This window comes from Streptomyces sp. MI02-7b (assembly GCF_033793585.1).
Taxonomy (GTDB): domain Bacteria; phylum Actinomycetota; class Actinomycetes; order Streptomycetales; family Streptomycetaceae; genus Actinacidiphila.
Map to the genome: position 1 here is coordinate 85,159 of NZ_JARAWX010000030.1, position 19,935 is coordinate 105,093.

At 68.5% G+C, this 19,935-nt stretch carries 14 protein-coding genes and 2 pseudogenes; 8 read left to right on the forward strand and 8 right to left on the reverse strand.

Annotation, left to right across the window (positions count from 1 at the left end; genetic code table 11):
* Positions 1 to 69: 69 nt before the first annotated feature.
* The 4 genes from PV364_RS34950 to PV364_RS34965 form a co-directional block, all read right to left on the reverse strand.
* Positions 70 to 3,264: a type I restriction endonuclease subunit R gene (locus PV364_RS34950; protein ID WP_319664743.1), complete on the reverse strand. Its 3,195-nt coding sequence runs from the start codon at positions 3,262 to 3,264 to the stop codon at positions 70 to 72.
* Positions 3,265 to 3,266: 2 nt separating this feature from the next.
* On the reverse strand, positions 3,267 to 4,265 hold the full coding sequence (locus tag PV364_RS34955) for a hypothetical protein (protein WP_319664744.1): 999 nt from the start codon (positions 4,263 to 4,265) through the stop codon (positions 3,267 to 3,269).
* 290 nt (positions 4,266 to 4,555) lie between these two features.
* Positions 4,556 to 6,565 carry a class I SAM-dependent DNA methyltransferase gene (locus PV364_RS34960; protein ID WP_319664745.1) on the reverse strand — a complete coding sequence of 670 codons (2,010 nt, stop codon included), beginning with the start codon at positions 6,563 to 6,565 and terminating at the stop codon, positions 4,556 to 4,558.
* A gap of 91 nt (positions 6,566 to 6,656) precedes the next feature.
* Positions 6,657 to 8,843: an N-6 DNA methylase gene (locus PV364_RS34965; RefSeq protein ID WP_319664747.1), complete on the reverse strand. Its 2,187-nt coding sequence runs from the start codon at positions 8,841 to 8,843 to the stop codon at positions 6,657 to 6,659.
* 246 nt (positions 8,844 to 9,089) lie between these two features.
* Here PV364_RS34965 and PV364_RS34970 point away from each other — a divergent pair, with 246 nt between their 5' ends.
* From PV364_RS34970 to PV364_RS35005, 8 genes and pseudogenes are all read left to right on the forward strand, one after another.
* A complete protein-coding gene (locus tag PV364_RS34970; protein ID WP_319664748.1) occupies positions 9,090 to 9,662 on the forward strand; it encodes a hypothetical protein in 573 nt (190 codons plus the stop codon).
* Positions 9,663 to 9,866: 204 nt separating this feature from the next.
* Positions 9,867 to 10,502 (forward strand): hypothetical protein, encoded by a 636-nt coding sequence (locus PV364_RS34975; RefSeq protein WP_319664749.1) that lies wholly within the window; start codon positions 9,867 to 9,869, stop codon positions 10,500 to 10,502.
* Between the two features lie 172 nt (positions 10,503 to 10,674).
* Positions 10,675 to 11,238 (forward strand): hypothetical protein, encoded by a 564-nt coding sequence (locus PV364_RS34980; RefSeq protein WP_319664750.1) that lies wholly within the window; start codon positions 10,675 to 10,677, stop codon positions 11,236 to 11,238.
* Positions 11,239 to 11,430: 192 nt separating this feature from the next.
* The gene (locus PV364_RS34985; RefSeq protein WP_319664751.1) at positions 11,431 to 11,865 is read left to right on the forward strand and encodes a hypothetical protein; all 435 of its coding nucleotides are present in this window, start codon (positions 11,431 to 11,433) and stop codon (positions 11,863 to 11,865) included.
* 543 nt (positions 11,866 to 12,408) lie between these two features.
* Positions 12,409 to 13,143: a hypothetical protein gene (locus PV364_RS34990; protein ID WP_319664752.1), complete on the forward strand. Its 735-nt coding sequence runs from the start codon at positions 12,409 to 12,411 to the stop codon at positions 13,141 to 13,143.
* Between the two features lie 212 nt (positions 13,144 to 13,355).
* Positions 13,356 to 13,583: pseudogene (locus PV364_RS34995) on the forward strand (integrase core domain-containing protein); the annotation flags it as partial.
* A 432-nt stretch (positions 13,584 to 14,015) separates the two neighbouring features.
* Positions 14,016 to 15,272 carry an IS110 family transposase gene (locus PV364_RS35000; RefSeq protein WP_319664753.1) on the forward strand — a complete coding sequence of 419 codons (1,257 nt, stop codon included), beginning with the start codon at positions 14,016 to 14,018 and terminating at the stop codon, positions 15,270 to 15,272.
* A 54-nt stretch (positions 15,273 to 15,326) separates the two neighbouring features.
* A complete protein-coding gene (locus PV364_RS35005; protein WP_319664754.1) occupies positions 15,327 to 15,734 on the forward strand; it encodes a hypothetical protein in 408 nt (135 codons plus the stop codon).
* A gap of 75 nt (positions 15,735 to 15,809) precedes the next feature.
* On the opposite strand, the gene PV364_RS35010 is transcribed toward PV364_RS35005, so the two are convergent.
* The 4 genes and pseudogenes from PV364_RS35010 to PV364_RS35025 all read right to left on the reverse strand — a co-directional run.
* Positions 15,810 to 16,970 (reverse strand): oxygenase MpaB family protein, encoded by a 1,161-nt coding sequence (locus tag PV364_RS35010; protein WP_319664755.1) that lies wholly within the window; start codon positions 16,968 to 16,970, stop codon positions 15,810 to 15,812.
* A gap of 96 nt (positions 16,971 to 17,066) precedes the next feature.
* A complete protein-coding gene (locus PV364_RS35015) occupies positions 17,067 to 18,122 on the reverse strand; it encodes a polyprenyl synthetase family protein (RefSeq protein ID WP_319664763.1) in 1,056 nt (351 codons plus the stop codon).
* Positions 18,112 to 18,390 (reverse strand): polyprenyl synthetase, encoded by a 279-nt coding sequence (locus tag PV364_RS35020; protein WP_319664764.1) that lies wholly within the window; start codon positions 18,388 to 18,390, stop codon positions 18,112 to 18,114. The genes PV364_RS35015 and PV364_RS35020 overlap by 11 nt, the downstream gene beginning before the upstream one ends.
* A 585-nt stretch (positions 18,391 to 18,975) precedes the next feature.
* Positions 18,976 to 19,698, reverse strand: a pseudogene (locus PV364_RS35025) (3'-5' exonuclease); the annotation flags it as partial.
* Positions 19,699 to 19,935 lie beyond the last annotated feature (237 nt).

Below are 19,935 nucleotides of genomic sequence, written 5' to 3' on the forward strand. Positions count from 1 at the left end.
GTACGCGACCCCGAGGGGCCTGCCGCCTCCACGGGCGGCAGGCCCCTCGGCTGTGCGGGTCGCAGGTCGTCAGTCGTCGTCCAGGCCCGCCTCGCGGCGGATCATCCGCCAGGCGGCCTTGCGCGCGCTGCGGTCGAGGCTGGACTTGAAGTTCTTGTCGGGGCCGAAGTACTGACGGCCCATGCCGGCGATGGTGTCGATGTGGTCGGCCATCTTGTCGGCGAAGACCTTGTCGAAGACGATGCCGAAGTTGTCCTCGTTGTTGACGAGCGCCGCCGCCTGCACCTTCGGGTCGGCCTTGGCCTCCTCGAAGGGCCGGATGACGTCCTGCTCGGTGAAGTCGGTGCCGAAGCGCTCGTTGAACTTCTCGATCAGCTGGGAGAGCAGCGACTTCTCCGCCTCCTTCGCCCCGCCCGAGCCGTCGCCGAAGCCCTGCATCAGCGTCGGCCCCTCGGAGGTGAGGGAGACGTCGTACTCGCCGGTCTTCTCCACTCGCAGGTGGCTGAGGTCGACCTCGCCGATGTCCACCCCGCCGTCGGCGCGGCGCGGCAGACGGTTGAGGAGGTAGCGGCCGTAGAGGTGCAGCCGCTCCAGCTCGGCGTCCCGGTAGGGGACGATCTGTGCGAGGAAGCCGTACTTCCTGACGTAGTCGTTGAGGTCCGCGCGGAAGTCCTCCGCGGCCTGCTGCTCGTCCTCGTCGTCGCTCTCCAGCAGAGCGGTGAAGCGGGCGACCGCCGGGGACAGCAGGCGGTACAGCTCGGCGTGCAGCTTCTCCCACTTGGACTGCGAGCCGGCCGCCTTCTCCCTGGCGGCGAAGTACGCGGCCGCGAAGTCGTCCATCTCCTGCGCGGACAGCAGCGCCGCCCGCATGACCTTGCTCTGCGCCAGGTAGAGCAGGTTGGGGTCGGAGGGGAGGGTCTGCGCCTCCTCGAAGTACGGGCGGAAGGCCTCCCTGATGTCCTCGGCCTCGTTGACGAAGTCCAGGACGGCGAGGTCGGCCTGCGTCTTGCGCTCGGCGGTGCGGTTCAGCCGTGACAGCGTCTGCACGGCGGAGATGCCCGTCAGCGTCTTGTTGACGTACATCGTCGTCAGCAGCGGCTGGTCGAAACCGGTCTGGTACTTCTCCGCGACGACCAGGATCCGGTACTCCTGCTGGCCGGCGCCTCCGGCGCGGGCGGCTTTGTCGTCGGCGCGGGTGTACGCGAAGGTCTTTGGCAGCGCGCTCTCGGACAGGCCGCCGTTCTCCTTCGGCTCGGTGGTCTCCTCACCGTCGATGGTGAGCGAACCGGAGAAGGCCACGAGGACGCCGAGGTCGGGGTACTTGGTGTCGTAGTCCCGGTCCTTGATGTAGCTCTTGATGGCGCGTGCCATCTGCACGGCGGACTGGCGGGACGCGGTCACGACCATCGACTTAGCCCGCCCGCCGAGGCGGCCCCGGCTGTGCGCGACGAAGTGCTCCACGATGACCTGGGCGTGCTGGGCGACCGTCGAGTCGTGGGTCAGCGCGTACCGGGCGAGCAGGGTATTCGCCTTCGACGGGTCGACCTCCTTCTCGTCGGGGTTGTTGTTCACCAGCTTCCAGTACGTGTTGTACGTGACGTAGTTGCGCAGCGGGTCGAGGATGAATCCCTCCTCGATCGCCTGCCGCATCGAGTACGTGTGGAAGGGCCGGTAGGTCGCCTTGCCGCCGACGTCTTGCGGGGTGCCGAAGAGCTCGAGGGTCTTGGGCTTGGGCGTGGCGGTGAACGCGAAGTAGGAGAGGTTCGCGGCGCGCGACCGCTGCTCGGCCCGCTTTTTGAGCAGCTCGTCGAGGCTCGCGGTCTCGGCCTTGACCGAGGTCGCGCCCGCGTCGTCCGAGTCGGAGTCCAGGCCGAGGTCGCGCAGGGCGGACCGGACGGCGGTGGCGGCGTCGCCGGACTGCGAGGAGTGCGCCTCGTCCACGATGATCGCGAAGTGGCTGCCCCGGATCTCGGTGGGGTTGCGCTGGAGGTAGTCCAGCAGCGCCGGGAAGGAGTGCAGGGTGACCGTGACGATCTTCCCGGTGTCGCGGGAGAGGGCCTTGGCGAGCTGCTCGCCCTTGGCCCCGAGCTTCTCGTCGATCTTCACGACGAGTCCGGCGGTCTGCTCGAAGTTGCCGACCGTCTCCCGGAGCTGGGCGTCCAGGTTGCGGCGGTCGGTGATGACGATGACCTTGTCGAAGACGGGGACGCCGGGCTTGAGGCCCTGGGCGAGAGCCGCCGGGTCGAGTTCGCGGGGGTCGGTGGGGGTGTGCAGATCGCTGAGGCGGTGGGCGAGCCAGCCGATGGTGTTGGACTTGCCCGAGCCGGCGGAGGCCATGATCAGGTAGTCGTGGCCCGCGCCGTGCGCGGCGGCGTGCCCGGTGAGCTTCTTGACGGCGTCCCACTGCTGGAAGCGAGGGAAGATCATCGTCTTCGTGGCACCGCCGCCAGGCGTCTTGCTCTTGTGCAGGTGCACGAACCGCTGGAGCAGGTCCAGCCAGTTGTCCGGCTGCCACACCTGTTCCCAGAGGTACGAGGTCGCGTACGCGCCGTAGGCGGTGGGGGCCGGATTCCCGGCGCCGCCGGGCTGACCGGGTCCGTTGGAGCCGGTGTTGAACGGCAGGAAGCGGGTGTTCTTGCCCTTGAGCTGGGTGGCGACGAAGACCAGGTCCGGGTCGACGGCGAAGTTCGCGACGACCCTGCGCGCGAAGATCGGCTCGGTGGGGTCGCGGTCGGTGCGGTACTGCTCCTTGGCGTGCTCGACACCCTGTCCGGTGAGCGGGTTCTTCAACTCGGCGGTGGCGACCGGGATGCCGTTGAGGAAGAGGGTCAGGTCGAGCCGGTTGCCCCAGTCGGCCTGCTTGGTCGCGTACTCGAGTTCGCGGACGACGGTGAGGCGGTTGGCCCGATAGCCGTCGAGGACGGAGTCGTCGGCGACGAGGTTCGGCTTGAAGTGGGCGACGCGGAGCAGGACACCACGGTCCTTGACGCCGTTGCGGAGCACGTCGAGCAGCCCGTCGGTGGCGATCGCCTGGTCGAGGCGGCCGGCGAACCCGCGCTGCGCCTCATTGGGGTCGCCGCCGTAGACGGTGAGCAGGTCGTTCCAGTCGTCGGGCTGAGTGGCGCCGATGAAGGTGAACAGCTCGTTGGTGTCCAGCCCGAGGTCGGCCCGGTAGTCCTGCGGGCGCGCCTCGCGCCACCCGCGCTCGACCATGGCGGCGACTATGGCATCGCCGAACGCGAACTCCGTGTGGATGGGGCTCATGGCTACGCGCTCACTCCGTCCGTTACGTTGCGCCCACTGGCGGTGGATACGTCGAACTGGCCGGTGACGGCGGCGGTGATCAACGCCTGGCGGCGTTCGGCCAAGAGTGCAAGCTGGCTCTCAAGTAGCTGACCAACCTCTAGATCTCGGCTCGCCGCCCGGTCGAGTTGATCCACCAGCTCGCGCTGGATACCTGGATCAGGAAATGGGAATCTTTGAGGCCGCAACTGTTCCCGAGTGAGATGCGTCATTGTGCTGGTATTTCCTTGGACCTGAAAGACTTTAAGCCGCTCCGCGACGACGATACAGTAGTAGAGCCACCGTGGCAGCTCGGCACCGTGGGAACGGATACGATGCAGTGCCTTCTGATAGTAGATCTCGGGGACTTCTCCGTCCCAGACTGCCGCTCTACCTGGCCAGCTTCCACCCTCATTGACGAGCAGGTCCCCTGGCCTGAGGCGATACCGCACCTGTTCCTCGGGTGGAAAATCCATCATGGAAAGGTTGCTGACGTCGATCCGGTCCCACTGGACGTTCGCCACACGAAGGTAGGGACGCAGGTGGTCCCCGTGAGCGCGTTCCTGGTTGAGCATCTTGCCGAGCTCGACCTCGAAGTAGTGGGAGACACTTCCAACTCGCCAGGCAGCAGGTACGGTTCCCAGCCACTCCAGACCGCTGTCCTTCCGGGCTCCCTCAACATGAGATCCGCGAACTGCGTCATAGATCCGCCTGAAAGATGCCTCTCGAAGCAACTCGATCTGCTGAGCACGCAAATCACAGAGACGATCGATGCGGGCGGTCTCGGCGTCGAGGAAGTCGGCGATGTGGCGCTGCTCACACTCGCCGGGAAAGCTGACCCGCAGGTCTCGAATCTGCGCCTCGTTGACGAACGGAAGTGGACTGGAGCCAGCCAACTCGCCGAGATCGATGATAGACAGCGCATAAACCCAGAAGCGAGGATCACCTACTTGAGGTACTACAGCCATCAAGTTGTTATCCATAGCTGACGGTTCTCGCAGTAGTCGACGAGGGTTCTTGAGAAGAGCTGCGCCGACCTTAGGAAAGACCACTGATCCCGCTGGGGCCATGCGCCCACCAAGGGCACTGATGTCGCCACGGCTGACCCAATTTTGCGCCCCGACGACGCTGTAGCCGCTTCTATGCGTAGCAAGATCGGACACCTTTAGAAACGGGTGCTCCCCAGACTCCCGCCCTTGGTAGGGGTGAGGAAATCCCACCCCGCTGATGATCCGGGCAACGCGTCCCAGTTTGACCGTGGGGTAGAGAGACATTATTCCGTCACCTCACCCAGCAGCGCCTGAATCTCTGCCTCCAGCGACTTCAGCTCCGCGTCGATCTCCGCCAGCGGCCTCGGCGGCTTGTACACGTAGAAGTGACGCGTGAACGGGATCTCGTAGCCGATCTTCGTCTTCGTGTGGTCGATCCACGCATCCGGGACATGCGGGAGCACCTCGCGCTTCAGGTAGTCCTCGACGTCCTCCCCCAGCGGCACGTTCTCGTAGTCCCGCAGGTCGGCGTCAGGCTCCGGCTCGCCCTTGACCTTCTGGACCTCGCCCTCGGGGTCCCGGACCCCGACCGCCTCCCGGATCGCCTTCGCGAACGGCGCGCCCGACGGCCAGGTCAACCCCGCCGCCACCACGGCGTCCTTCAGCGCGATGAACGCCTCCGTCTTCGTCGTCCACGATGAGCCCAGCAGCGTGCGCACCGCCGCCACGAACTCCTCGCTGCGCTCAAGCTTCGCCACCGGCTTGGCCTCCGCCAGCGCCGCCAGCGTCTCCTCCGTGACCTCGAAGCGCAGCTTCAGCGGACGCTCCACCGTGATGCGCTGGTAGCCGAAGTCCTCGTTGGCGAAGACCTTCACCTTGCCGTGCAGCGGGTGCTCGGGATCCTTCGCGACCTGCACCGCCTCCGCGTATAGGCGGGTGATGTCGGCGATGTGGTAGGGGCGGCCGTTCGTGCCGTCGCCGAGCTCCTTGCGCTTGTCGCCGAGCGACTTGCGCATCTTCACCCAGTAGTCGCGCGCGTCGAGCAGCACGACCTTGCCCTTGTGGTCGGCGTCCTTGCGGTTGGTGAGGATCCAGAAGTACGTGGAGATGCCGGTGTTGTAGAAGAGCTGGTCCGGGAGGGCAACGATCGCCTCAAGCCAGTCGTTCTCGAGGATCCAGCGGCGGATGTTGGACTCGCCGGACTCGGCGGCGCCCGTGAAGAGGGGGGAGCCGTTGAAGACGATGGCGATGCGTGAGCCGCCTCCGCCGTTGACGTCCACCGGCTTCATCTTCGAGATCATGTGCTGGAGGAAGAGGAGCGAGCCGTCGTTGATGCGCGGCAGGCCCGCGCCGAAGCGGCCGGCGTCGCCGAGCGACTTGTGCTCGAACTCGACCTCGTCCTTGACCTTCTTCCACTCCACGCCGAACGGCGGGTTGGCGAGGATGTAGTCGAACGACCGGCGGGCGTGGCCGTCGTCGGAGAAGGAGTTGCCGAAGGCGATGTTCTCCGGGTCCTGGCCCTTGATCATGAGGTCGGAACGGCAGATCGCCCAGGACTCGGGGTTGAGTTCCTGCCCGTACACCTCGACCGTCGAGTCCGGGTTCAGCGCCCTGATGTGGTCGTCGGCGGCGCTGAGCATGCCGCCCGTGCCGCAGGCCGGGTCCATGACGGTGCGCACGACGCCCGGCAGGCTGAGGGCGTCCGCGTCGGGCGCCACCAGCAGGTTGACCATCAGCTTGATGACCTCGCGCGGGGTGAAGTGCTCACCCGCGGTCTCGTTCGACTGCTCGGAGAAGCGGCGGATCAGCTCCTCGAAGATGTAGCCCATGTTGTGGTTGGGCACGACCTCCGGCCGCAGGTCGAGGTCGGTGAACTTGCCGATGACCTGGTAGAGCAGGTTGGCGCCGTCGAGCTTCCTGACCTGCTGGGCGAACTCGTACTTGTCGAGGACCTCGCGGGCGTTGCCGGAGAAGGCGCCGACGTAGACCTGCAGGTTCTTGGCGGCGTTCTGCGGGTCGGCGGCGATCTTCCGCAGGGTGAGGTCGCTCTTGTTGTAGAAGGACTGGCCCGAGGCCTTGCGCAGGAAGTGGTCGGTGTCGATGTCCTGCCCCTTGAACCTGGCGACGGTCTCGACGACCTTGTCGCGCGTCGGCTCGAGGACGCATTCCAGGCGGCGCAGCACGGTGAACGGCAGGATGACCTTGCCGTAGTCGGACTGCTTGTAGTCGCCGCGCAGGAGGTCTGCGACGGACCAGGCGTGGTTCGCCAACTCCGTGTGCTTACTGCTGTTCAAGGGGTCCCGGCTTCCTTCCGAAGTGCACCGTTCGCGGGTGGGACGGTGGGGATCCAGTGTGGTCGATGTGCGGGCGGGCGAGTGAGGTGTTTCAGGTGGAAACGTCGTTCCGGCCGTTGTCCGGCGGTAGGAGCGCGCCGGCGGTGAGGCCGGTGGCCAGGATGGCCGCGGACTCGGCGGCGAGGTCGGCGGTCCGGCGGACGGCCCTGCGCAGTTCGTGCACGCGGCGGAACGCCTCCCCGTACCGCCGCTGCTCCTCCAGGGGAAGGAGCGGGACGCGCAGGCGGCCCGGTGTCACGTGGACCTGGGTGCTGCCGGTGGATGCGGAGGCGATGTTGTCCTCGGCGCCGAGGAACCCGGCGAGGAACCACGGGTCGAGGCGGGCCGGGTCGGGGCGCAGGAGGTGGACGTTGGGCCCGAGCAGCGCGCCGGCGTCCCGGTCGTCCGCGACCCGGCTCATCGTCGCCCCCTCGCCGCCGGCGAGTGCGCGCACGAGGACGTCCCCGGCGGCGACGGTCTGCGGGGCGTCGGCGAGGACGTCACCGGCGCCGCCGGACGGCGGGTCGTCCCCGGCGATGTCGCGGGCGGTGAGGACGGGCAGGTCGACGGCCTCGGCCTTGGCACCCCGTGACCCTGGGGCCGCCGCGCGCTGCACCGTCAGTGCCCCGCCGCGTGCCAGGTCGGAGACGGTCGCCGTGCGCCACTCGCGGGCGGACTCCCCCGACGGTTGCCAGTCGCCCAACGTGGAGGCGGCCCCGAGGGACGCCACCGCGTCGCCCAGTCGCTCCCGCAGTTCGGTGACGCGGACGACCAGCGCGGCCGGGTCGATGTCGGCTGCCGTGGCCCGCACGTGGCGTGCCGGGGTGATGTCCGTGACGTCGTCGAGGAGGTCGACGACGGGCACCGCGCGGGCCACACCGGCCTCGCCGGTGTAGGTCTCGGCGTCGGCGAGGAACGCGGCCCACTGGGTGAGGACCCGATCGGTCAGGCCCGCCCAGTCGAACGCGACAGACGACGGCGCGGCCGAGGAGGATCCTGTGGAGCGGCCGGGGCGCGAGCCGCCGCGCGTCCCGGAGCCTGCCGTGGACGTGCCGAGAGCGGTGCCGAGGGTGCCGGTGGCGGTGTCGCGCTGCTCGCCCTCGCCGTCGACGAACAGCACCGACGTACGGTCGGCGCTGCCCGGCTCGGGCCGCTGGAGCACCCAGATCTGCAGGCCTACGTGGAGCGGGTAGGCGGCGCGCGCCGGTAGGGAGACGACGGCGCGCAGGGCGCCGCTGCGGATCAGCTCCTGGCGGATGCGGCGGCCGGAGGAACGGAAGGCGAGCGCGGGCGGCAGGAGCATCACCGCGTGGCCGCCGGCCTCCAGGTGTGCCAACGCGTGCTGGACCCAGGCCAGTTCGGATTCGAAGCGGGGCGGTAGTCCGTAGGCCCACCTCGGGTCGTACGCCAGCTCGTCGTGGCCCCAGTCGCGGTCGCCGAAGGGCGGGTTGGACAGCACGGCGTCGACCGTGACGTCGGCGAAGGCGTCATCGCGCAGGCTGTCGCCGACGCGGATCTCCGCCTCGACGTCCGGGGCGGCGATCAGGAGGCGGATCGCGGTGCGCTGCGCCTGGACGGGAAGCGTGTCCTGCCCGAAGAGCTCGCGGGCGCCGTACCGGGCGGCGGCGACGAGGAGCGTGCCGCTTCCGCAGGCCGGGTCGAGGACACGGGCCGCGCCGGCCGGCAGGAGCCGGGCCATGAGTGACGCCAGGCCCTCCGGGGTCTGGTAGACGCCGCTGGCGGCGCCCTCGTCCAGCTCTCGTTCGGCGAGGACGTCAAGGGCGGCCTGAGCTCCCGCCTCACGGACGCACCCCAACAGGGCGCGGACCGCGCCGGCGTCATCGGGCCCGTAGCCGACCGGCTCGGCTCCCAGCACGGCGGCGGGGAGCCCCGCCGCGGCCTTCTCCGCACGGGTGACCAGTTGGTCGTCGGGCGCGGTGGCGAGTTCGGTCAGTTCCTCGGGCGTGAGGCGGGACGCGGCTGCCACCAGGGGGAACAGCCGTACCGTCGTGCCCGCGCCGGCCCCGCGCAGACGCAGTGCCGTGCGCAACTCCTCCACCGGCGAGGCGGAGGAGGAGTGCCCGCGCCCCTTGAGCCATTCCTGGACGGTCGCCAGGTCGTAGAGCGGACTGCTCTCCGTACCCCCGCTGGGGGCGGGGAAGTCGTCGTGGCGACGGCGCCAGTTGCTGACCGTGGCGCGCGTGACTCCCGCGATGCGGGAGATCTCGGCGGCTGTCACGTGCGCCGCGTCGGGCCGCTGGGCTGATGGCTGTGGGGGCATGGCGTGGGGTCCCGCACCTCTCTGGCCAGTTTGGAGTGAACAGTAAACACCCTACAGCGGTCGTCAAATCCGTCAAGCCGTTTGACAGTGCTTTCATCCTGATGCTTATCTGGTCTCGCTTCCACCTGGAAGCGGCGGCAACGCCGTCGCTCCTGCCGTTCCCTGCTGCGCGGCAGCACATCACCACCCACCGGAGGACCTCAGATGAGCACCCCGACCCCGCAGTCCCCGTTCGGTCAGCCCACCCAGCCCACATGGGGGCAGGTCCCGCCGACGACGCCCCCCGCCACCAAGCCCTCGCGGCGCAAGGCGTGGTTCACGCACGGCGCGGTCGCGGTCGTCGCTCTGGGCGTGGGAGCCGGAATGGGCGGCAGCGGGGAGTCGGGCTCCGCGGCGGCATCCGCGCAGCCCGCGCCGACCGTCACCGTCACCAGGACCGCCGAGGCCGCCGCGCCGAAGCCGGCCGTGACGGTCACGGCGAAGGCCCCCGCGCAGCCGAAGCCGAAGCCCACCAAGAAGCCCGCCGCGCCCGCCGCGATCGACGGGGACGGCCAGTACCTGGTGGGCGAGGACATCAAGGCCGGCACCTACAAGACCGCCGGTCCTCAGGACGACGACTTCGGCCTCGGCTGCTACTGGGCCCGGCTCAAGAACGCGTCCGGCGAGTTCGACGCGATCATCGCCAACGACAACATCACCGGCCAGGCGCGCGTGACGGTCCACAAGGGCGAGTACTTCGAGACGAAGGGCTGCCAGAAGTGGGAGAAGGTCGGCTGACGCCGCACCGGTCCGGCTTCACCGAACCGGCAGGGCGGGGATCGCGGCACCCACAGCGGCGCCCTTGCGGACCCGCCTGCTCAGCCCCTCAGCTGCCCCACGACCAGGCGTCGTACAGCCACCCCGCGGCAATTGCCCGCACCCGACCCCGCGCGTCCGCACCTCAGGCCCACCTCAGTCCGCCTCACGAGAGGAATCACCGCGATGCCCGCGCCCGAGTCCGCACAGCCCACCCACGTCCCCGCCTCGGAGCCGGTTCCCGATCCCGTCGCACCGGCGGCCTCGTTCCCCGACACGATCCAGGTCCCTGCCATGCCGGCGTCCCCACCGTCGAGGGGTTCCCGCTGGGCGCGGCTGTCGCGGAGCACGATCTTGGCCCTCGGGGTCGGCATGGGAGCCGCGGCAATGGGAGCCTGCTGGCTCACCTCGTCCCTTCTTGACGATCACGAGGTCAAGGCGAGCGGCGCCGGTCCCTCCAGCCCGGCCACCGCTGCTGCGGAGACCCCGGCGCAGGGACCGTTCTCGACGGACGGCACCCTCACCCTCACCGAATCCGGCGCGGGACTGGCGACGGGCGAGCCGTGCTCCGGCACGGGCGGCTACTCCGACATCGACTTCGGCACCCAGGTCAACGTCACCGACGCGGACGGGACGCTGGTCGCCATCGGCTCCCTGGACCTGGGCCAGAAGACCGATGAAGGGTGTGCGTTCACGTTCACGGTCGACGACATCGCCCCGGGCTCGAAGTTCTACACCGTCGAGGTGTCCCACCGCGGCGGCCTCACCCAGACCGAAGCCGACCTGCGCGCCGGCGGACTCGCGTTCACGCTCGGCGACTGACCCCCCGGAGGCGCCCCGCCCCAGCCACTGGTCCGTGCTCCTCACTTTCGACTGCGGGCGACATCGCGTCGCCCGCCGCCCACCCGACGCGAACAGGGGGAACCTCATGGGCAGTCGCTCACCACTCGCCCACGCAACCCGGCCCAAGACCCGCGCGCGGCGGGGGGTCTGCGTGAACGACAAGGTCAAGGCCGTGTCCGGGCCGATAGTCCTCGCCACGGATGCAGCCGTCGGAGCGGACCGTGTCGGCTCCGGCTACCTCGCCACGACCGGCCACACAGGCCTGCGCGCCCACCCGTACCCGCCGTACATCGCCCGGCCCCGGGCCCGCGTCGTCGTCACCGAACTGCGCGCCGTTCACTGGGGCCTGAAGGCCGTACTCGCCGCACACTCCGGCCGGCCCGTCGAGGTGCGCGTCGACAGCATCGAGGCCCTGAAGTACCTGCACATCTGGCAGCGGGGCGGCAGCAAAATGCCTGAGGGCTACAGCACGCACCTCCGTTCCCAGGGCCGCACTCCCACCCTCGTACGGCTCCAGATGATCGTCGAGTACACACCGCACCTGACGTTCCTGCACGAGAAGGCCCACGTCGGCAACCCACTCAACGAAGCCGCCGACTCCCTCGCCAAGCTCGGCCTTCGCTGTGTACGCGGCCAAATCGCAGGCGCCGAGCTACCGCGACTCGTCCCGCTGTGGGCGATCGGCGCCCTCGCCGAGTACCGCCGCGCCGCCTGACCGCACTTCGCACGTCCTGTGGCGCCGACTGCCGCCAACCACGGAGGGAACCACGTCATGTCCGATACGACGCCCGCACCGGCTGAGGCCAGCCCCGCGACCCCGGTGGCCGAGCCCACGGCGCCGGCTGCCTTCGGGGAGTCCCCGCTCCCGGCACCGTCCGCCGTAGAACCCTCACCACGAAGGACATCTGTGAACAGACCGAAGACCATCGCCATCGCTGCCTCCGCACTGGCCGCGGTCTCCCTCACAGGAGCCGCGGTCGACCATGTCCGAACCAACTCCGCGCTGACCGAAGCCCGTCGCAAGGCGGTATCGGCCGACCACCGCGCCCAGCAGGCGGAGGCCCGCCCGCCAAAGGTCGTCACCAAGACGGTCACCAAGACCGTGGACAAGCCCGTCTTCGGCCGCTCGACCCTCCTCGGTGCCTACGCGGCGGGCGTCATCGCCGGCGGCGTCTACTCCGACAGCGGCTCGATGAGCTTCACCGCGAGCGACAGCACCTGCTCGCAGCAGTACTCCCAGATCTCACAGGAGCCCAACGGCGGCACTGTCCAGAGGGACCTCTTCATGAAGGCCTGTCTGACCAACGTCCACGACACCGCCAAGACCGACCCCTCGCCCTGACCGCGCTGCTGTCGGCCTCGTCCGGGGTCGAGCGCCGCCGCCGCATCGCCCTGCGCGCAACGCGTACCCGACCGCCCGAGATCACCGTCGACTCTCTCGCCGCCTTTGCCCAGGTGTCCTTGCTCCAGTCGGTCCGCAGGCTGCGCGCGATGAACGCCGAGGTCGAGATCGTGCCCATCCGACGCTGACAGCGGCGGTGCGACGGGCGGAACGAGCCACGCGGAATGTGCTCAACCGGCGCCGTCGCTCTCATCGCAGCCCAAGGGCAGCAACGTAGCGATTCCGCATCGCAGCTGCGCAGAAAGCGTGAAGGAATCTACGATCATCCGCAAGACGCAGACAACGCGGCTGCGGCCACTATCGAGCAGGGTCAGGAGGCGCGTGCACGCCGGCGGACCGAAGGGCACACCGCGACAAGACCCTCTCGGAACCGAGGACGGCCCCGGCGGTTCCTGCTGCGACGCCAACTCCACGCCGAGCGGCTCGCGCCGCGTCGAGTGAGCCGTAATTTTTTGGGACATGACGACCTGAGGAGTTCAAGGCATGGCAACAGATGACTTCGAGGAAGCCGATCCGGCGGCATCCGTACCGGGGAAGCGAGTCCTCGACCTGTTGGACAAGGCAATCGCCGTCCAGAGCCCACTGGTACGCAAGAACATCGCCCGGGCCCGCCAGCGGAACCCAGAAGCGATACCAGCGCAGGTGATCCGCAATCTGGAGCGGATGTACATCAGCGCCTTGACCGGGACGGGTGCCGCAGTCGGAGGAGCTGCAGCCGCGCCCGGCGTCGGCACGGGAGTGGCACTCGCGCTGTCCGCAGGCGAGGCTCTGTCATCTCTCGAGCTGAGCGCGCTCTTCGCGCTCTCGATCGCCGAAGTCCACGGAGTCCCCATCGACGAGATCGAGCGCCGCCGAACGATCGTGATGGGAATCATGCTCGGCGGGTCCGGCTCCTCCACCATCACCAAGGTCGCCGAGCGTACGGGACAACACTGGGGGCGTCAGATTGTCGCCAAGGTGCCTGTCGAGACGTTGCGTCAGATCAACAAGGTCTTGGGGAAGAACTTCATCACGAAGTACGGGACCAAACAGGGAATCATCGTCCTCGGTCGAGTGGCACCGTTCGGTATCGGCGCTGTGATCGGTGGTGGCGCCAACGCTGCCCTCGCCACCCTGGCTGTGAGGGCCGGACGTCGCGCATTTGGCCCACCCCCGACGTCCTGGGAAGAGCTGACGCCCGGCACACCGCCGACCTCCGAGCACTCGCAACCCTATTAGGGCTTGGTCAGGTTCATATGGGTGTGGGTATGTTGCGGTGGCAGGGGCAAGTCCTAGGTGTTCTGTCCGGGGAGGTTGTGGACAGTGGTGACGATCACTGTTGGGGGCTCTTGAACGGGTGAGGGCCTTCCGGGTTCGGTGTGGATTGCGACGTCCCACCGGCCCGAAAGGCCCTCATGCCACACCGTAATGCACCCCTGACCGCGGCCGGGATCGCCCACAAGCGAACCCGGCCCTACCGGCCGCAGACCAACGGCAAGGTCGAACGCTTCAACCGCACCCTGCTCGAGGAATGGGCCTACGCCAAGCCCTACCGCTCAGAGACCGAACGACGAGCCGCCTTCCCGCACTGGCTCCACACCTACAACCACCACCGCGGCCACACCGCCCTGAACGGCAAACCACCCGCCAGCCGCGTCCCCAACCTAATCCGGTGTTAGCGGCGGTTGTGGTGGCCGGGGCGTCGGGTGGAGACCTTTCCCCAACTCAGCCCGTGAGGCTTTCTGTGAGAGCGGTACGTCTCGGCGTATCCCGGCTACCCGCCGTCGCGAAGTGGATGATGTTGGCGCCCTTCGACGCCGGACGGATATCTGACGACACCCTGGCCTTGATGCCTCCCCACAGAGCGGTGGCGTCCGGCGCCGTCGGGCGTCAACACTCTCACCTTGATGACTCGTTGGTGTTGGTGGTGCGAGCCTGCCGCATGGTGACCTCTCGTGAAGCCCGAGCCCGCTGAGCTCCCGGATAGACCGAGGCCCCTGGGGTGAGCTGGTGCCACGAACGGCTACTGAGGTGGCGGACCGGCCCTTGCGCTGAGTCCTGGGATTAGGTCGCTGCGTGGCCCGCATGAGCTCGTGAACTACACAAACTGCATGATGGAGAGGAACATCTTGATCTACTGCGGCATCGACTGGGCTGAGCACACACACGACGTCGCCTTGGTCGACGACAGCGGGCAACTATTGGCCAAGCGGCACATCACCGACGACGCCGCGGGCTACAAGATCCTTTTGGACCTGCTCGCCGAGTACGGCGACACCGAGGAGAACCCGATCCCGGTTGCGATCGAAACTTCGCGGGGACTGCTCGTGGCGGTACTGCGAACCGGCAAGCGCCAGGTTTTCGCAATCAATCCGATGGCTGCCGCCCGCTACCGCGACCGGCACTCGGTCTCGCGCAAGAAGTCAGACCCCGGCGACGCCCTCGTCCTGGCCAACATCCTGCGCACCGACATGCACGCCCACCGGCCCCTGGCAGGCGACTCCGACCTGGCCCGCGCCATCGCCGTCCTCGCCCGCGCCCAGCAGGACGCCACCTGGAACCGCCTGCAGATCTCCAACCAGCTCCGATCCCTGCTGCGCGAGTACTACCCGGCCGCTCTCGCGGCCTTCGAATCCTGGAAAAACGGCCTCTGTCGCTCCGAGGCCCACGAGATCCTCAAGCTGGCCCCGACGCCGGCCAAGGCCGCTCGGCTGACTCGTACGCAGTTACAGGCCGCGCTCAAGCGGGCCGGTCGTCAGCGGGGCATCGCGGCCGAGGCCGAGCGGCTGCGCGAGGTCCTCCGGGCCGACTGGGCCCATCAGCCGCCGCTGGTCAAGGACGCGCTCGGCAAGCAGATGCTCGCCCTCCTGGTTCAGTTGGAGGCCGCGTGCACCGCTGCCGATAACCTCGCCGAGGCGGTCGAAGAGGCGTTCCCTCAGCACCCGGACGCTGAGATCATCCTCAGCTTCCCTGGCCTCGGCACCCAGCTCGGCGCCCGGGTGCTCGCCGAGATCGGGGACGACCGGCAACGGTTCGCCGACGCCCGCGGCCTGAAGGCATACGCTGGCGCGTCGCCCGTCACCCGCGCCTCCGGCAAGAAGTCGAGCATCACCCGCCGCTGGGTCAAGAACGACCGCCTCAACCACGCCGGCTACCTCTGGGCGTTCTCCGCCATCACCGCCTCACCCGGTGCCAAGGCCCACTACCGGCGACGGCGCGACGACCACGCGGACTGGCACGCCGCCGCCCAGCGCAACCTTTTCAACCGCATGATCGGCCAGCTCTACCATTGCCTCCAACAGGGGCATCACTACGACGAAGCTGCCGCCTTCCCGGCGGAGACTGAGGCCGCGCTTCAAGCCGCATAGAACGTGCCCCGAGGACGTCACAAAGGGCGTCCCCCGCGCGTTAGGCTCCCGCGCATGAACAGCGAGAACCCTCACGCCGACCGGTTCCTCGGCGAGTTCCAGGAGCTCGAGCACGGCCGGCCTGACGGCCCTTCGCTCCGTGCTGCCGTGCGTGACCACGCAGACCCGGACGAGCCCCGTCTCGTGGAGTATCTGCGCTCGGGAGCAGTCCTTGCCGCCACCGGATCTCGCGTTCACGACATCCTGAGTCCCGGCCGCGAGCTGATCGACGGGCTGCATCTGCTCACCGACGGGCAGTGGTTCTGGTACTCAGACCTCGCCCACTACGTCGAGCAATACCACGTCGCCTTGGACCAGCAATTCGTTCAGCATGCGCAAGACCAGAACTGGGCTGCACCCCCGCTGACCACTGCTGAACTCATCAAGATCGAAGAGACCCTGTTCGATGACGAGAGCGCCTGACCCAACGCTTTAAGCCGCCTGACTTGACGCGATAGGGCCCTGAGGTGTCTCACAGGGCAATACAGATCGTCTGGATCAAGAGACGGTGGCGGTCGGCGGGGTCCAGCGGTGGCTGCGGGACACCGCGCTGGAGATGCCGTAGTCCTTCTTCAGCGTGTCGGGGATCGCATAGTGCATGACGCGTCCGCGGGTGAGCGACGACAGCTCGAAGACAGTGGTGAGGTGGCCGAGGCGGTCCAGGGCCCAGGCGCCGAGCGGCGAGCGGTCCTCGATGGTCTCCAGGACGCCGAGGAGATGGGGAACGGTGTTTACGACGGTGTCCCACGGCGTACGCGGCACGTGGAGCCAGTCGGCGCAGGTGTCGCCGATGAGGTACCGGATGAGGGCGGAAACGATCGGGTCGAAGACGGTGCCGGGCACCACCTCCTCATAGAGGTCGATCAACTGCCGGGTCAGGTGAGCGCCCTCCTCTGAAGGTCCCATGTGCCGGACCATGTACAGGTCGAGGAACCGGCGCGCCTCGTCGAGAGTTCCAGGGACAGCGTCCTGGTCGACGCCGAGCATGGCACCGACGACACGCCACGCGTAGTAGTAGGCCTCCGCGCCGTCCGTCGACATATGGATGCCGAGGCGATGCAGGCTGTCCAGCACGAGCAGGGAGAAGAACATCTGCCCGCCGATCATGTCCTCCTGGCAGATCGGCGTCCCGAGGGCTTCGGTGTCCCAGCGGTTCTCGCGCCTCAGGTGATAGCGGATAGAAGCGTGCAGGAGGCGGACCTTCTGGGCGGCGGGGATGAAGCGACTGCCGGCCTCGAAGGCGTCGGGCTGCATCAGATGGACGGTGAACTGGCCGGTCTCGGCCATCCGTTTGGAGGGGTACTTCAGCCCGTGGGTGGTCGACAGCAGCCTCGCCACGTGCGGAACGACGTAGCAGGCGGGCATGGAGGCGAAGGACAGCGCGGTGGAGATGTGCACGTTGTTGTCGATTAAGAACAGCCGGGCCTTCTCCATCTCCGACCAGTCCACCCAGGCCGGCGGGACACGAGTGGCCTCAAGATACTCGCGTGCGACGTCGGGCAGCCCGTCCGGCAAGGGAGTTCCAGCGGTGGAGACGTAACGCATCAGGGCGTTGAACTTGCCCACCTCCCCGCGTGCAAAGAGTGCGGCGACAGTGGCGTCGGCGAGCTCGTCACCGGTCTGCCGTAGGGCGTCCATCGATGCCTCGGTGTCGGTCATGGCAGGGCTCCTTGTCTTCCACGGGATCGTCCAACTCAGGCGGGAGGCCGACTGCCCGGGGGGCACGGGCGTGCACACCCCGCCACGCGGGTCGGGTCAGTACAGGCGGACCGCCGCCGAATGCGCCAGCGCGGTCAGGGCAGCGCTGGCGTGCGCCGGCACATCCAGCTCGTGGAGGGCATCGAGAGCCTCCTCGACCCGTTCCCTGATCATGTCCTCGATGCGGTCGGGTGCCTTCAGCCGACGCATCATCGCGCGCACGGCGTCCAGCCCCTCCCCGTCCAGGTCACCTCGGCCGAGCAGGGCGCGCAGCAGCTCCCGCTCGCCGTCGCTGGCGAGGCGCCACGTCTCTGCCAGAAGCGCCGTGGGCCGCTGGCCGCGCACATCGTCGGCACTGGCCTTGCCGGTGCGTTCCGGCTCCCCGAACAGGCCCAGCAAGTCGTCCCGAAGCTGGAACGCCTCGCCCAGCGGCAGGCCGTACGCGGAGTAGCCCTCACGCAGCCGCGCCCCCGCCCCAGCCAGGGCACCGCCGATCAGCAGGGGCTGCTCGGCGGTGTACTTGGCGGTCTTGTACCGGATCACCTTCAGCGACGCATCGGTATCCGGACCGGCTCCGGTATGCAGGATCTCCAGGCACTCGCCCGCGATCAGCTCGCGGGCCATCACCGACCATAACGGGCGGGCCCGGACGAGATACGCGGCGGGCAGACCGCTGGTGGCGAACAGTTGCCCGGCCCATGCCATCAGCAGGTCCCCGACCAGCATCGCCAGCGACCTTCCGGCGGCGTCGGCGCCTGGGTGACGCCCTACCGCACCGCGCAGGGCCACATGTGCAGTGGCGCGCCCGTGCCGCAGCGGACTGTCGTCGATGAGGTCGTCGTGCACGACCGCGGCGGCGTGCACCAGCTCCATGGAGGCTGCCGCGCGCACCAGGGCGTCGCTGTCCGGCTGGCCCACCGCACGCCAACCCCAGTAACAGAACGCCGCCCGCAGCCGCTTGCCGTCCGCGACCGCCCCCTCCAACTGCTCGGCCACCGCGCCCAGGATGGGGTCGATCGCCGCGAACTCATCGGCCTCGCGGGCAACGAACCGGTGCAGCACCTCATCGACGCGGGTCTTGAACGCGATCGGCTCCCACCGGTCAGACATCATCGGCGGTCTGCCGAGCCAAGGCATGCCGGGCGAGGATCTCCAAGTGGGCCGGAGGTACGGCCGCGTACCGGTCCAGCACCAAGCGCCCACGCGCCATGAGGTCATGCTCGGCCTCTGCCGCCAGCTCCGCGGCATCCGAGCGGCGCAACAGCCCCAGCACCGTCCCCAGAACCGAACCCACCGTACTCAGCGCCAGATCGGCCAGCCCGGCCGCCAGCAGCAGCGCCTGGCCGTCCATGCCTCCGCATCGTCCCGCTTCTTGCGTCATGCTGTCCCCCCAGCCGCGGTACATCGAGGCGGCGCCGGTCACGCGCCGTCCTTTCGAGCATCGCGTCACACCGGGCGGGGGAACGGAAGAACTCACGATCGAGTGATCACATCGCTCGACCGTACGAGCGGAGACGGTGGCGTCCTCGCCCCGCACGCGGCGCCCGCTTTGCGCACCCTGTTATTCGGGTACGCCTTGTGGAGTTGGACGGCCCGGTGAGCGAGTTCATCGCGGATGCCAGCAAGAACGCGGCCCATCTCGGTGTGCTCATCCAGGGTGAGACGGGGCTTCGTGGGCAAGCGGGTCTCCGTTCGACCGATGACTGGGGGCGGAACGTTCAACGACGGATGGGGGCGGGCATCCCCGCAGACCGCCCCCACCGCGGTCATGGGGGATGGGCCCAACCAATCAGTCGCTGCCCGCCCAGTACCCAGCCACGCCGAGCCAGTCGGCTCGAGAACACTATGCCCGGCGCGGGGACGAACACTTCAGAGGACACGCGACGCCAGGGGTGTGCGTCAGCCAGCGAAGCCCTCCTGCGCGGCCAATACAGGGCGCGCGTTCGCAGACCGCGGTGACAACGACTCAGCCCGGCAGTACGGCAGGTACCAGGCTGGTTGCCGGCTGGGGGTTGCCGTCTGGGCGGTCGTTGATCCAGTTGAGGCCGCTGGGGTCGAGGCGGGTGCGGGCGCGGGTGACGGCGACGTAGGCGAGGCGGGCGTCTGCGTCGTCGATCGGGCCGGGCAGGGGTTTTCCCTGCTCGTCGCGTTTGTTGCTGTCTTTGGGTGGGTTGAAATCTTCGGCGATCTTCACCTGGGGCCATTCGCGTCCCTTGGCCTTGTGCACGGTGGAGACCGTGACCTGGGCGTTCTCTTCGTCGACGAGGCGGTTGACCGCGGTCAGGATGGCGTCCGCTTCGTGCAGGTCGACGAGGTCGATGAATGGCTGCAGGTCGCCGCCGGCGGGGTCTTGCGCGGCGTAGTCCTGCAGTTCGCCCCACGTGGTGAACAGCACCAGTTCCGGGTGGGTGGTGCGGCGGCCGTCCTGCAGGTCCCGGGCCGCATGGGCCAGCGTGCGCAGGCTGTCCCCTCCCCCGGCCAGGGCAACCCGGCGGCCGAGGCCGAGAAGGCGCAGGACTTCGGCCATGGCGCCGATGTTGCTGCGGCACAGGACCGCGTCCGGCCTGGTGACGGTGTCGATTTCGGTGGGGATGGTGTCGGTGCCCTGAAGGCGGATCGGGGCGTCAGCGATCGCGAGCCACCGGTTGGCTTCCAAAGCCAGCAGCGGGCCGAAGCGGAAGGACTGAGCCTTTTCAGCGGGGCCACCGATCGGGTGACGGCCCACTGGTTGGAGACCGGTGCGAAACGGACGAGGCTCCTCAACGGTTGAGCGAGATGTCTGACGTCTCAACTCTTCTGCCGGGGAGCCCCGTTGGTTGCGTATCCTGCCTGTGAGAATGGGGATGCCGTTCCGGGGCGGCCTGGCCCATATCCTGCCTGGCTTGCGTGTTGATGCCCTGAGTGCGATCTGCCGGCTGTGTCCGGG